Source organism: Microbacterium sp. HMH0099 (genome assembly GCF_049384025.1).
GTDB lineage: Bacteria > Actinomycetota > Actinomycetes > Actinomycetales > Microbacteriaceae > Microbacterium.
The window spans coordinates 135,130-147,876 of the sequence record NZ_JBMRJR010000006.1; the positions used below are offsets into that span (position 1 = coordinate 135,130).

The 12,747-nt window shown below is 72.8% G+C and carries 11 protein-coding genes; 4 read left to right on the forward strand and 7 right to left on the reverse strand.

Annotated features, from left to right (window positions below; all coding sequences use genetic code 11):
* Nucleotides 1-22: 22 nt before the first annotated feature.
* On the reverse strand, nucleotides 23-3,502 hold the full coding sequence (locus ACO03V_RS14590; protein ID WP_423138090.1) for a bifunctional proline dehydrogenase/L-glutamate gamma-semialdehyde dehydrogenase: 3,480 nt from the start codon (nucleotides 3,500-3,502) through the stop codon (nucleotides 23-25).
* Between the two features lie 99 nt (nucleotides 3,503-3,601).
* Between ACO03V_RS14590 and ACO03V_RS14595 the strand changes: the two genes are divergently transcribed.
* Nucleotides 3,602-4,495, forward strand: coding sequence for a LysR family transcriptional regulator (locus tag ACO03V_RS14595; protein ID WP_423138091.1), 894 nt, complete (start codon nucleotides 3,602-3,604; stop codon nucleotides 4,493-4,495).
* A gap of 4 nt (nucleotides 4,496-4,499) precedes the next feature.
* On the opposite strand, the gene aztD is transcribed toward ACO03V_RS14595, so the two are convergent.
* Genes aztD through aztB form a run of 4 tightly spaced genes read right to left on the reverse strand, consistent with a single transcriptional unit; the run spans nucleotide 4,500 to nucleotide 8,877 of the window.
* Nucleotides 4,500-5,714, reverse strand: coding sequence for a zinc metallochaperone AztD (aztD, locus tag ACO03V_RS14600; RefSeq protein ID WP_423138092.1), 1,215 nt, complete (start codon nucleotides 5,712-5,714; stop codon nucleotides 4,500-4,502).
* A 50-nt stretch (nucleotides 5,715-5,764) separates the two neighbouring features.
* Nucleotides 5,765-6,697: a zinc ABC transporter substrate-binding protein AztC gene (aztC, locus tag ACO03V_RS14605; protein WP_423138093.1), complete on the reverse strand. Its 933-nt coding sequence runs from the start codon at nucleotides 6,695-6,697 to the stop codon at nucleotides 5,765-5,767.
* Between the two features lies 1 nt (nucleotide 6,698).
* Entirely contained in the window at nucleotides 6,699-7,994 is a 1,296-nt protein-coding gene (locus ACO03V_RS14610; RefSeq protein WP_423138094.1) for an ABC transporter, read from the reverse strand.
* Nucleotides 7,995-8,007: 13 nt separating this feature from the next.
* The gene (gene aztB / locus ACO03V_RS14615; RefSeq protein ID WP_423138095.1) at nucleotides 8,008-8,877 is read right to left on the reverse strand and encodes a zinc ABC transporter permease AztB; all 870 of its coding nucleotides are present in this window, start codon (nucleotides 8,875-8,877) and stop codon (nucleotides 8,008-8,010) included.
* Nucleotides 8,878-8,940: 63 nt separating this feature from the next.
* Between aztB and aztA the strand changes: the two genes are divergently transcribed.
* Complete coding sequence (gene aztA / locus ACO03V_RS14620) at nucleotides 8,941-9,603, forward strand: zinc ABC transporter ATP-binding protein AztA (RefSeq protein ID WP_423138096.1); 663 nt, start codon at nucleotides 8,941-8,943, stop codon at nucleotides 9,601-9,603.
* 83 nt (nucleotides 9,604-9,686) lie between these two features.
* Here the strand turns inward: aztA and ACO03V_RS14625 are convergent, their stop codons facing one another.
* Nucleotides 9,687-10,121, reverse strand: coding sequence for a MarR family winged helix-turn-helix transcriptional regulator (locus ACO03V_RS14625; RefSeq protein WP_423138097.1), 435 nt, complete (start codon nucleotides 10,119-10,121; stop codon nucleotides 9,687-9,689).
* Nucleotides 10,122-10,266: 145 nt separating this feature from the next.
* Here ACO03V_RS14625 and ACO03V_RS14630 point away from each other — a divergent pair, with 145 nt between their 5' ends.
* Entirely contained in the window at nucleotides 10,267-10,614 is a 348-nt protein-coding gene (locus ACO03V_RS14630; RefSeq protein WP_423138098.1) for a hypothetical protein, read from the forward strand.
* Between the two features lie 121 nt (nucleotides 10,615-10,735).
* Nucleotides 10,736-11,068, forward strand: coding sequence for a hypothetical protein (locus ACO03V_RS14635; protein WP_423138099.1), 333 nt, complete (start codon nucleotides 10,736-10,738; stop codon nucleotides 11,066-11,068).
* A 22-nt stretch (nucleotides 11,069-11,090) separates the two neighbouring features.
* On the opposite strand, the gene ACO03V_RS14640 is transcribed toward ACO03V_RS14635, so the two are convergent.
* Nucleotides 11,091-12,587, reverse strand: a complete 1,497-nt coding sequence (locus ACO03V_RS14640) for a helix-turn-helix transcriptional regulator (RefSeq protein ID WP_423138100.1) — start codon at nucleotides 12,585-12,587, stop codon at nucleotides 11,091-11,093.
* Nucleotides 12,588-12,747: the final 160 nt, after the last annotated feature.

Genomic DNA, 12,747 nt, shown 5'->3' on the forward strand with positions numbered 1-12,747 from the left:
GGGGGCAGACCGATGCCCGGGCTCAGCCGACGAGAGCCGGCACGACGTAGCGCCGCGGCGTCCCGAACCGGTGCGCGGTGACCGAGACCGCCTGCTCGTGCAGGAACGGGAGCAGCTCCACACGCCCGGCACGCGTGACATCGCCGGCGTAGACGGCGACCGACGGCGACCCGCCCGTCGCCTCGGCGAGAGCCGCGACCGACCCGCCCAGCAGACGCACACGGCCCCCGGTCCGCGCGAGACGCGCGGCGCGACGCGCCCAGCTCTCGCCGTCCTCGACCACTCCGCGGACGCCCGCGCCCTCGAGCCATGCCCGCACGGCCGCGGGGAGCTCGGTCGCCGCGCTCACGGTGACCTCCGACCCTGCGCGGACGCCCGCGGCGACGACGCGCACGACCGCGGACAGCGTCGCCTCCTCGACGCGGACCGTCACCGGCACCGCGGCGTAGCGCAGGACGTTCTGCTCCGACTCCAGACCGGTCACGTCGCGGGCGAGCGAGAACTCCGTCGTCCACGCGGCGGCGTCGGACGCGAGAGCCTGCGCCAGCCAGTCCCGCTCGTCGGCGGGCACGGCGGCCAGCGCCGGCGCGGCGAGCGCATCGGAACCGGACGCCCCGGCGGGAACGAGCGCGGGGGCGGCATCCGTCCACGAACCGAACCCGAAGAGGTAGTGCGGTCCGCCCGCCTTGGTGCCCGCGCCGACGGCGGACTTCTTCCAGCCGCCGAAGGGCTGCCGCTGCACGATGGCGCCGGTGGTCCCGCGGTTCACGTACAGGTTGCCGGCCTCGATGCGGGCGAGCCACTGCTGGATCTCGTCCTCGTCGAGCGAGTGCAGGCCGGTGGTGAGGCCGTACTCGATGGCGTTCACGATGTCGATCGCCTCGTCGAGGGTCTCCGCCGTCATGATGCCGAGCACGGGACCGAAGTACTCCGTGCGGTGGAACTCGCTGCCGGGGCGCACGCCCTCGCGGACGCCGGGACGCCACAGCCGACCCTCGTCGTCGAGCTTCTCGGGCAGGACGACCCAGCGCTGGCCGGGCTCGAGGGTGGTCAGCGCGCGCAGCAGCTTGCCCTGCGCGGGCTCGATGAGGGGTCCGATGCGGGACGCGGGCTCCCACGGCATCCCGACCTCCAGCGAAGTGACGGCGTCGACGAGCTGGTCCCGGAACCGGCGAGAGCGCCCCACCGAGCCGACGAGGACGACGAGGGATGCCGCCGAGCACTTCTGCCCCGCGTGACCGAACGCCGAGAGGGCGACGTCCTTCGCAGCGAGGTCGAGGTCGGCGGACGGCGTGACGATCACAGCGTTCTTGCCGCTGGTCTCGGCGAGCAGCGGGAGGTCGGGGCGGAAGGAACGGAACAGCTCGGCCGTCTCGTACGCACCGGTCAGCACGACCCGGTCGACGGCGTCGTGCGTGAGCAGCTGCCGGCCGAGGTCCTGCTCGGACAGCTGGACGAGCCGCAGCACGTCCCGGGGCACGCCCGCCTCCCACAGGGCCTCGACCATCACGGCGCCGGAACGCTCCGCGAGGGCCGCGGGCTTGATGACCACGGCGGAGCCCGCGGCGAGCGCGGCGAGGGTGGAGCCGGCGGGGATGGCGACGGGGAAGTTCCACGGCGGCGTGACCACCGTCAGGCCGACCGGGGCGAAGGTCGCCCCGTCCACGTCCTCCAGCGTCCGCGCCTGCTCGGCGTAGTAGTGCGCGAAGTCGATCGCCTCGGACACCTCGGGGTCGCTCTGCTCGATGACCTTGCCGCACTCGGCGCCCATGACCTCCAGCAGCTCGGCTCGTCGCGCCTCGAGCACGTCCCCGGCCCGGTGCAGGATCGCGGCCCGCTCGGCGGCACCGCGGTCGCGCCACCCGGCGGCGGCCGCCGCGGCGTCCCGCATCAGCTCGTCCAGGACGCCGGCGTCGGTGACCGTGTGCGTCCGGATGGTCTGCGCCCCCAGGCGGGAGTCCGCCATGCGCGCGACGATGCCCTCGGCCCATCCGCGGTTCGCGGCGATCGCGGGGTCCGAGTCGGGGGTGTTGCGGAACCCGGACGTCGGCGCCGGCGCGGCCGGCGCGGTGCGGTCCTGCACGCGGTTGGAGGCGGGCACTCCCGCGGGCATGTCGGCGAGGGATGCCAGGAAGCGGTCGCGCTCGCGGGCGAACAGCGCCTCCTGCGTGTCGAGGTCGAACACGGCGGACATGAAGTTCTCGCTCGAGGCGCCCTCCTCCAGCCGGCGGATGAGGTAGGCGATGGCGACGTCGAACTCGTCCGGGTGCACGACGGGGGTGTACAGCAGGATGGACCCGACCGTCCGCCGGACGACCGCCTGCTGCGCGGTCGCCATGCCGAGCAGCATCTCGACGTCGATGCCGCTGCGGCCGGTCGTGCTCGTGACGCCGCGGCGCTCGGCCAGCAGCCACGCGAGGGCGATGTCGAACAGGTTGTGACCGGCGACGCCGATCCGCACGTTCGCGGTGTGCTCGGGCCGCAGCGCGTAGTCCAGGACCGCCTTGTACGACGCGTCGGTCGCCTGCTTGCTCGGCCAGGTCGCGAGCGGCCAGTCGTGCACATCGGCATCCACGCGTTCCATGGGCAGGTTCGCCCCCTTCACGACGCGCACCTTGATGGGGGCGCCACCGGATGCCACCCGCGCGGCGGTCCACTCCTGGAGCCGCACCATGGCGGCCAGGGCGTCCGGAAGGTAGGCCTGCAGCACGATGCCGGCCTCGACGCCGTGGAATTCGGGCTCGCCCAGCAGCGTCTCGAACACGGCGAGGGTGAGGTCGAGGTCCTTGAACTCCTCCATGTCGAGGTTGAGGAACGTGCCGGTCTCCTTCGCCACGCGGTACAGCGGGCGCAGCGCGGTCACGGCGTCGTCGACGGCGGCCTCGAACGCCCACGGCGTGTGCGGCGCGACGGTGGAGGACACCTTGATGGAGACGTAGTCCACGTCGTCGCGGGCGAGGAGCTTGCGGGTCCCGGCCAGGCGGCGCGCGGCCTCCTTCTTGCCGAGGATGGCCTCGCCGAGCAGGTTGACGTTGAGCCGGATGCCGTCGCCCCGACCGCGGATCGCCGAGATCGCGTCGCCGAGCTTGCGGTCGCTGGCGTCGACGATGAGGTGCCGCACCATCGACCGCAGGGCCGTGCGCGCAGCCGGGACGACCACCTGCGGCAGCACCGGCGCCGTCAGGGCGCCCAGGCGGATCGCGGACTTCAGGTGCAGTGGGAGGAACGCCGGGACGAGCGGGGTCAGCGCGGCGAGGTTGCGCGCGGCGACCCGGAGGTCCTCGGGACGCACGACGCCGTCCACGAACCCGACGGTGAAGTCGAGCCCGTGCGGGTCGCGCAGCACGCCGGCCAGACGCTGAGCCGCAGCGTCGACGGGCTCGTCGCGGCTCTCCACCAGCCACCGGCGGACGAGCGCGATCGCCTCGTCGGCCAGCTCGGACGGCGAGACGAGCGCCGGCGCGGCGCTGGCGGTGGTGCGGGGGACGTCGGTGAGAGACATGGCGATCCTTCCTCGGTTGGGATCAGTGTGAGGCCCGGCATCCCTTCGAGAAAAGCGATCATTTACGATCGGTATTGTTCGCTGGGACGAAAGGATGCCGTGTTCGACCTGCGCCGCCTCCGCCTGCTCCACGAGCTGTCCGTGCGCGGGACGCTGTCCGCGGTCGCCGAGGCCCTCGCCTACAGCCCGTCGACCATCTCGCAGCAGCTCGCCCAGCTCGAACGCGACGCCGGCGTGCCCCTCCTCGAGCCCGACGGGCGGCGGGTCCGCCTCACCGCGCAGGGTGCGGCCCTGGCCGCCCATGCCGCCCGCATGCTCGCCGCCGACGAGGCCGCGCGCGCGGAGCTGGAGCGCATGCAGCCCTCGCTGGCCCCGGTGCGCCTCGCCGTCATGCAGTCCGCCGCCCACGGCCTGCTGCCCCGCGCACTGGACGCTCTCGCCGTCGCCGAGCCCGGACTCCGCGTGGAGGTCGCCGAGCTCGCGCCCGAGGAGGGGCTGTTCGAGGTCGCCGCCCGCGGGTTCGACCTCGTCGTCGCGGAGCAGTACCCGGGGCACACCCGCGAGCACCGCGACGGCCTGGAGCGCAGTCTGCTCGGGCGCGACGCGATCCGCCTCGCGGTGGGAGAGGCCACCTCCGCCGACGTCCGCCTCGAGGACCTGCGCGACCGCGCGTGGGTGATGGAGCCCGTCGGCACGGCCGCCCGCCAGTGGGCGACGCAGCAGTGCCGCGCGGCGGGGTTCGAGCCCGACGTCCGCTTCGAGCTCGCCGACCTCACGGCGCACGTGCGGCTGGTCGCGTCCGGGCACGCGGTGGGGATGATCCCCGACCTCGTCTTCGCCGGCGCGGAGCCTCCCGTCCGACTGATCGACCTCCCCGCCCGGCCGCGCCGCGACGTGTTCACCGCGGTGAGACGCGGAACGGCCGACCGCCCCGGTGTCCGCGCTGTGCGCCAGGCGCTGCAGATCGCGTACGACCGGGACGGCCGACCGTGAGCCCTCAGCGGGTGAGGGCGATCTCGTTGGGCGTGACCTCGAGGGTCGCGCTGGCCAGGACCTCACCGGTGGTGAGGTCCACCGAGTGGACCATGTTCTTCGCGGGCTCCGTCACGTAGGCGACGTCACCGCTGACCTTGATGGCCGGGTGGGCGTCCTGCCACTCGACGGGACCCTCCCACGCGTCGATGACCGGGAAGGAGTCCGTGAACTCCCCCGCCTCGAGGTCGAACACGTGGATCGCGCCGTCCGACGCCAGGATGTAGCCGAGGTCCTCCGGCCCGCGGGCGAGATCGCGGAACGTGTACTCCGCCCCCTCGGGCATGTCGACGACGGTCTGGGTCTTCGCGGCGGTGTCGAGGACGGCGACGCGGTGGAGGAGGTACCCCTCGGCGTCGCGGTCGTCCTTGTAGTCGCCGAGCACGAGCGGGCTCGTCTCGCTGACGAACAGGTTGCCCGTCCGGCCGTACGGCTGGTCGGGGGCGTCGAGCTTGGTGATCTCGCCGTCGGCGTACACCAGCGCGCCGTTCTCGCAGCCGAAGACGACGACCTCGTCCTGCGCGGTGCCCTCGCCGTGCACGCCCGGGCAGACCGCGTTCTCGGCGATCGTGTTCCCGGACGCGTCCGCGACGGTGATTCCGGTGCGGCCGTCGGCGTTGCCGACCGTCGTCACGAAGGACCCGTCCTCGAGCACGATCGACACCCCGTGGTGCGCCTCGACACCCGGGATGGTCTCGGTCTCGGGGAGCTCGTCGGTGGATGCCATCAGGGCATCGGTGTCGAAGACGGTGGTGTCGCTCGTCCCGTCGGCGTAGAGCACGGTCTTGCCGCCGTGGACGACGACGTGGCCGGCCTTCTCGGCCGCGAAGACCAGGTCGGTCAGCTCGGGGTCCTCCTCGGAGGTGCCCGCGTCGAGCACCTGGAAGCCGGCGCTGGTCGTCACCATGATGTGGCGGCCGTCTCCGGCCGCGTTCAGACGGGTGAACTCCTCCGAGTCGACGTCGCCGACGACCTCGAGCGTCTCGCCGTCCAGGACGACGATGCCGCCGGGGTAGGACAGGGCGACGCGCGTGCCGGTCTCGTCGCCGGTCGCGCCGGACGCGGCCGGGGCGGGAGCCGCGGATCCGCCGCCCGAGCCGCCCGAGCAGGCGGCCAGACCGACGGTCGCACCGACCGCGAGCGCGAGCAGGCCCGCGCGGCGGAGGGGGAAGGTGCGCATGTGATTCCTCTTTCTTCTCTGGGTGGGGAGCGTGGCGACGGCGACGGATGTCACCGCGGCGCCAGGCCCGTGGCGATGCGCTCCGTGTTCACGCGCATCATGGTCAGGTAGTCCGGCGCCCCGCCGGAGGGCTCGGTGAGGGACTCGGTGAACAGCTCCTCGACGGCGACGTCGACGTCGGCCTCCCGGGCGAGCGCCTGCACGAGACGGTCCGGCTGCGAGGACTCCGCGAAGATGGTGCGGACCCCCGCCTCCTCGATCGCCGACACCAGGTCGGCCAGATCGCTTGCGCTCGGCGCGGCGAGGGTCGTCCCGCCCGGGATCACCGCACCCACGACGCGGAAGTCGAAGCGGTCCGCGAGGTACCCGAACACGTGGTGGTTCGTCACCAGGGCCCGCTGCGCCGCAGGGATCGCCGCGAAGGCGTCCGACATCTCGGCGTCGAGCGCTTCGAGCTCGCCGCGGTAGGACGCGGACCGGGATGCCACCGTGGTGGCATCCACCCCGTCCATCCCCTCCAGGACCGGCACGAGCGCGTCGACCACCGCGATGGTCTGGGCGGGATCGGTCCAGAAGTGCGGATCGTCCGCCCCTCCGGCGTCGGTGGAGGTGTATGGGAGTACGTCGACCGCGTCCCCCGCGACGAAGGAGGGAACGCCCTCCTGCGCGGCCGCATCGAGGTGCTGCTGCAGCCCCTCCTCGAGGCCGATGCCGTTCGACACGATCAGGTCGGCCGATCGGAGACGGGCGGCCTCGGCCGCGGAGATCTCGAACGAATGCGGGTCGGCGCCCGGGCGCATGAGGGTCATGACCTCGACGTCGTCGCCGACGAGGTTCGTCACGACGTCGCCGAGGATGTTGGTCGAGACCGCGACGAGCGGGCGATCCTCGGACGAGCCGGCGCACCCGGTCAGGAGCGCGCCGACGACGGTCAGGGCGGCCGCGGTCGCGGCGAAACGGAAGCGGGGGCGGAAGCGGTTCATCTCAGCGTCCCGTCTGCGCGACGAACGCCGGCACGCGCTCGGGGGTGAACTCGCGGGCGATGCGCGCCGCGTCGGCGAAGTCGATCTCCCACAGCCGCTGCTCGGCCGGGCCGTTGAGGTAGGCGCGCTGCTGATCGGCGACGAGCGTCACGGCGTCGCCGGCGGTCAGGCTCGCCCCGACGAGAGGGAGGGATGCCGCCCGCGCGGCGCCGTTCTCACCGTCGATCACCAGCACCCGGCCGTCCGGCGTGAGGCCGAGCAGGTTCGCGTCGGCGTCGTCGACGGCGGTCACCTGGACCAGCGGCTCGGGGGCGGGGAGCAGCGTCCACGTCCGGTCGCGGGTGTCGAGCATCCAGATGCCGGACGTCCCGGCGAGCGCGGCGACGCGGGGCCGTCCCTCCCGGTTGGCGAACGCGGTGGCGCGGGGAGCGTCGACGCCGTCGGGGTAGGGGATGCGCTCGACCACGGGCTGCTCCTCCTCGACGTGGAGGAGGAGGGCGCCGTCCTCGCATCCGATCACGGCGCCGACGCGGGTCGTGATCGTGCCCTGGGGGGCGACGCACGCGACGCCCTCCCCCGCTTCCGCACCGTCGGCGGTGTGCACGGCGACCTCGTCGCCGTCGGCGGTGTGCACGGTGACCTCGTCGCCGGAGGCGACGGCGGCGAACGACCCGACCGGGACGACGAGACCCGCCCCGGGCGTGCGCTCCAGCCGGAACGACTCGACGAGCTCGCCCGTCGACATCGCCTCGGTGTCGAGCAGGACCGCCTCCCCGGAGGCGGGGAAGAACAGCCCGGTCCCGCCGGTGGTCGACGAGTTCGAGGTGGCGACGGTGGCCACCCCCTCCCCCGCGACGTCGCCCAGCAGCGCCGGCTGCGCCCGGTAGTAGTGGAAGTGGTCGACGTGGTCCCACGTCCAGACGCCGCTGTCGACGATGGACACTCCTGCCGCGTCGGCGGCGAAGAGGTAGCGCCCGTCGGTGTGGACGGCCGCGGGGGCGCGCACCGTGCCGAGGTCGACCGTGCTCTCGTCGAGGAGGTCGAGATGCGAGACCCGCCCGGCGGGATCGATCGACGTCAGTCCGACGGCCGGCTCCGCGAGCTCCTCGGCGCCGGCGATCTCACCGTGCGTGTCGACGGTCGGCTCGTCCGCGGCGGGAGCATCGGACACGGGTGCCGCGCACCCGGTCAGCACGGCCAGCACCGCCGCGGAGGACGGGACGAGCACCGGGAGACGGCGGCGCGCGGCGGGACGAGGCGGGCGGGAGGACTGCGAGGGGCGGGAGGGGTGGAGCATGAAGGCTTTCTTCTCAGACCGCGGCGCGCGGCGACGCCGCGGCGAGCGATCGGGACGGAGGGGAGGTGAGGCGGTCGCACAGCGACCGGAGCGCCCACGAGAGACCGGCCGCGGCGATCGCGGTGCCGGCGATGGTCGCCCCCGCGGCGGTCGCGGCGTGCCACGAGACCAGCAGCCCCACGGCCACGGCGGCCGCGCCGATGACCGCGGCGAGCGCCATGGTCGTGGGGATGCGCTCGGTCCACTGGCGCGCGGCGACGGCGGGAGCGACGAGCAGGCCGACGACGAGCAGCGACCCGACCGCCTGGTAGGAGGCGACGACGGCGAGGGTGACGAGGCCGACCAGCAGGACCTGCGCCGCGCGCGGGGCGAGGCCCGCCACACGGGCGACCCGTTCGTCGATCGCGAGGGCGACGAGGCTGCGGTGGCCGAGCGCGGCGGCCGCGACGCCGAGCACGACCGCGACGGCCAGCACGACCAGGTCGCCGACGCCGATGGCGAGGATCTCACCGAAGAGGATGGCCGTGGCATCGGTGGCGAAGCTCCCGGCGTGCGAGATGACGATGACGCCGAGCGCGAGCATCCCCACGAAGAGCAGTCCGATGCTCGTGTCGTACGACAGCTTCGCGCGTCGCTGCAGCACGCCGATCCCGGCGCTCATCGCGATCGCGCTGACGGCGGCGCCCAGGAGCACCGGCAGCCCGAGCACCGTCGCGACGGCCACGCCGGGCAGCATGCCGTGTGCCAGCGCTTCGCCGAGGAAGGCCATCCCGCGGACGATGACCCAGGTCCCCGCGACGGCGCACAGCACCGCCACGAGCACGCCGCCGAGCAGAGCCCGCTGGACGAACTCGAAGGCGAAGGGATCGGAGAACCAGGACACGATGCTCGACCGTAGCGATAACGAGAATGATTCTCAAACTCGCTTCTCGGGTACGCTGAGGCCGTGCCCCTCCGCTCCGCCCTCTCGACCGCCGCGGCACTCCGCGGCATCCGCGTCGACCACCCCGGCTGCACCGCCGTGGACGGCGTCGACCTCGACATCACCGCTGGCGCGCTGACCGTCATCGTCGGCCCCAACGGCGCCGGCAAGACGACGCTTCTGGAGGTGCTCGCGGGGGCGCGCACGCCGACGGCGGGCACGGTGGACGCCTCCCTCGCCACCCGCGCCTTCGTCCCGCAGCGCTCAGCGGTGTCCGACCGCCTGCCGCTCACGGTGCGCGACGTCGTGACCGTCGGCGCCTGGGGCCGCGTCGGACCGTTCCGCCGGCTGTCCGCCGATGCGCGCACCGCCGTCGACCGGTCCCTCGAGCGGCTCGACATCGCGGACCTGGCGCGGCGCCCGTTCGCGGCGCTCTCCGGCGGACAACGCCAGCGCGCCCTCCTCGCCCAGGGCCTCGCGCGTGAGGCGGACCTCCTCCTGCTCGACGAGCCGACGACCGGATTGGATGCCGCCAGCGCCGAGCTCATCCGGGCGGCGGTCACCGCGGAGCTGAGGCGCGACGCCACGGTGGTCTGCGTCAGTCACGACGATCGGCTCATCGCCGACGCGGACCGGGTGGTGGAGATGGCGGAAGGTCGCATCGTCGACCGGGCTCGCGCCGACTGAAGGGGAGGGTATTCAGCCGCGGTCGCGCGTGGCTGCCGTGATGCGGCGGAGCACCTTGGCGAAGGCGTCGGCGCAGGGACCGTTCAGCTGCGGTCGCGCGTGGCTGCCGTGATGCGGCGGAGCACTTTGGCGAAGGCGTCGGCGTCCGCGCGGGGCTCTTCACGGACGGCCGTCTCGACGTCGGACCCGAACCCCGTGAGGGCGGACCACGGCGCGGCGTCCAGGTCGATCTCGAGGTAGATGTGGTTGACGCGCCGGTCGTCGACGTCGAGCTCCCGGCGAAGCAGGCCACGCTCGACCAGACGATCGACGAGCGTCGTCACACCGGCGGACGTCACGTCGAGGTGCTCCCGCAGGCGGCTCGGACGGATCCCGGGCTCGGCGCCGATCGCCGCGAGCGCTCGAGCCTCGAGCTCGCTCACGCGCAGCTCCTTCCGCGCCGTGGCGACGGCGCGAGTGCGCGCCTGCACGAATTCCTCGAGAGCGAGGGAGAGGGCTGACAGAGTGCGCTGCGGCATCCACGTTCCTTTCTCTCGTTCGACGCGTATCCGCCCATCGTAGTCTTTATCGCGAACATTTCGTCTTGTTAATTAACTTCGTGAAATACGTGATACCTTAGTATTTCGTCGGGAGCCCGCCCGACGGATGACCGAAGGAGATCGCATGGCAAAGCTCTACTACGGCTCCGACACCACCCCCGTCGTCCTCCCCGATCGTCTGCTGAGCTACATCAAGGTCATCGCGGCCACCAAGCTGCGTCGCAATGAGTCCTTCACGCTGACCTGGACCGGCGACGACACCGGGGACGGCCGCCAGACCATCTGGCTGCAGCCCTCCATCGCCCTGCGCTTCGTGTTCGAGACGCCCGAGCCGGAACAGCTGGTGGGCGAGTATCTCCGCCAGCTCGCCGACCAGTCCAACTCGTCGGCCGGACTCATGATCGACGTCCGCACGTGGGAGCAGGCCGAGGCCGCTGCACGCCCCGCGTCGCGTCCCGTTCACGCCGCCTGATCGGCACCTCTTTAGCACATTCGCCCTCCCCGTCTGATTGCGGCCATACTGGACGCATTGCGCAAAATCTATTTGCGCGACTGGATCGGGGAGTGCGGTGCCGGTACGTGACCTTCTGAACATGGCGACCCTCGAGCTCTGGCTCGAGGAGTTCCGCGCGCTGGGCTACGTGACCGGTAGCGAGATGCGAGTCCTCGAACAGCAGGACGACACCGTCCCGGATGCCGGGCTCATCGTCGTCGACCTGTCGAAGGCGGCCACCATCAGCTACCTGCAGCCGGTCGACGGCAGCGGTGGCGCGTGGAAGGTCACCATGGAGGCCCGCGACACCACGATCGAGCTGGGCCCCGTGGAGCTCTTGAACCTCGGCAACGAGGTCAACGTGCTCTCGGCGCTCTGCGCCTTCCTCGAGGTCAAGTCGCGCGCACTCCTGGCCCTCAAGGCCGGCTGCTGAGGGCTTCGGGCCACGACCCGGCTCACTCCCCCGCGAGCCACAACGCCTCCTCCCGCGTGTGGGCGCCGAGCTTGCGATAAAGCGCCTTGAGGGATGCCGCGGCCGTGTCCTCGGAGACGAACAGGGCCGCGGCGATGTCGGACAGCGACGAATGCGCACGCAGCACCCGCAGCACCTGCTGCTCCCGGCGGGTCAGACGGACGCGTGCGGCGCACTCCCACAACTGCGGCACGACGGCCGCCTCCACGCCCACCCGGGGCAGGAGCAGTTCCCGCACGGGCGGCGTCGCCTCGGTGAGCGCGGCCGGCGCCCCGTGGGCGCGGACCACCGCCGCCGCGGCATCCAGGGTCTCCTCGCGTACCTCTCCCCCCACCTCCTGCTCGGCCGACGCGGCCAGCACGACACCGGACGGGAAGTGCGCGGGCGTGAACCCGTCGCGCATCGGTGAGCGCAGGATCGTCAGGGCGTCGTCGGGTCGTCCGCGCAGCAGAGCCTGACGCGCGCGACTGACGTCGATCGCGAGGTTGCCCTCGCGCATCCCGGGGGCGCGCAACACGCGTTCGGCCGATCTGAGGTCTCCGGCGATCTGCGTCAGCTGAGCGAGGTCCGCGCGCAGCAGGGAACCGGAGAAGGAGCCCGGCGGGAAGCGGTCGTACGAGGTGCTGAGCGTCGTCCGGATCGCGTGGATCGCCTCCCACGGCTCCTTCTCGAGCAAGGCCGCTCGCGACCGGGCGTGCAGGACGAGCCACTCCAGCTCACCCGTGACGGTCGGCTCGTCGACGCGAGCGATCCATCGGCGGGCGGAGCCCGGGTCGAGCTCCCCCACGGCGATCAAGGCGCGGACGACGAAGCCGACGCTCTGATACCGGTGAGCAAGGGTTCCCGCCGCGGGCGCGGGCGCCGGGTCTCCCAGCAGCCGTGCGGCCTCGACGAAACGCTCCTCCAGCACGTGCCAGAGCGCCAGGTGAGCGTGGACGGAGGCCAGAGCGGGATGCCCCTCGCCGACGGATGCCCAGTGCGCCGCCTCCCACAGCACCTCGACGGCGGCGGGCTCCTCGTGGGCGAGCATCCTGGCGACCGCGCAGAGGATGAACAGCACCGGCAGGATGTCCGTCAGACCCGCGCGGTCCTCGGCCGCCTCGACGGCGAGGTGGATCTCGTCGATGAGGGCGGAGGTCCGCTCCCCCCAGCCGTGGGAGATCAGCTCCCCCAGACGGACGTGCAGAAGGATCAGACCGTCCGCCGGCCGCGCGGATGCATCGTGGCGCACGAAGGCGGCGAAGCGCTCGAGCACGGGCGTCGGAATCTGCCGCCCCTCGCCGAGTGCCCCCGTCAGGGCGCGCCACATCTCGCGGCGCGGGTGCTCGGCCAGCCACTCCGATGGCAGGGATGCCATGGCTCGATCCACCAGAGCGGGATCCTGCAGAAGCAGTCGGTAGAAGTGCCGCTCCCAGAGAGCCTCGATCCGGTTGAGATCGGCGCGGTCGATCGCGCGCGCGAGCTCGCTGATGATGTCCATCGGTGTTCCCCCCACCGGCGCGCGCGATCGCGCGCCGAACGTCCTGTCATCCGTCGCAGGCCCGAGCTCGCGCTCGAGGGGAATGCCCACGACGGCGGTCGCCCGCGACCAACCGGGAACGCACTCGGGTGGCGTTCGCGGCGAGGCCACGGGTCCCGGA

What these genes read in the sequence shown, in the direction of transcription:
- aztC (WP_423138093.1), bottom strand. Translation starts at nt 6,697, where the DNA reads ATGAACCGCTTCCGCCCCCGCTTCCGTTTCGCCGCGACCGCGGCCGCC.
- ACO03V_RS14610 (WP_423138094.1), bottom strand. Translation starts at nt 7,994, where the DNA reads ATGCTCCACCCCTCCCGCCCCTCGCAGTCCTCCCGCCCGCCTCGTCCC.
- ACO03V_RS14635 (WP_423138099.1), top strand. Translation starts at nt 10,736, where the DNA reads ATGGCGACCCTCGAGCTCTGGCTCGAGGAGTTCCGCGCGCTGGGCTAC.
- aztD (WP_423138092.1), bottom strand. Translation starts at nt 5,714, where the DNA reads ATGCGCACCTTCCCCCTCCGCCGCGCGGGCCTGCTCGCGCTCGCGGTC.
- ACO03V_RS14625 (WP_423138097.1), bottom strand. Translation starts at nt 10,121, where the DNA reads ATGCCGCAGCGCACTCTGTCAGCCCTCTCCCTCGCTCTCGAGGAATTC.
- ACO03V_RS14640 (WP_423138100.1), bottom strand. Translation starts at nt 12,587, where the DNA reads ATGGACATCATCAGCGAGCTCGCGCGCGCGATCGACCGCGCCGATCTC.
- ACO03V_RS14590 (WP_423138090.1), bottom strand. Translation starts at nt 3,502, where the DNA reads ATGTCTCTCACCGACGTCCCCCGCACCACCGCCAGCGCCGCGCCGGCG.
- ACO03V_RS14630 (WP_423138098.1), top strand. Translation starts at nt 10,267, where the DNA reads ATGGCAAAGCTCTACTACGGCTCCGACACCACCCCCGTCGTCCTCCCC.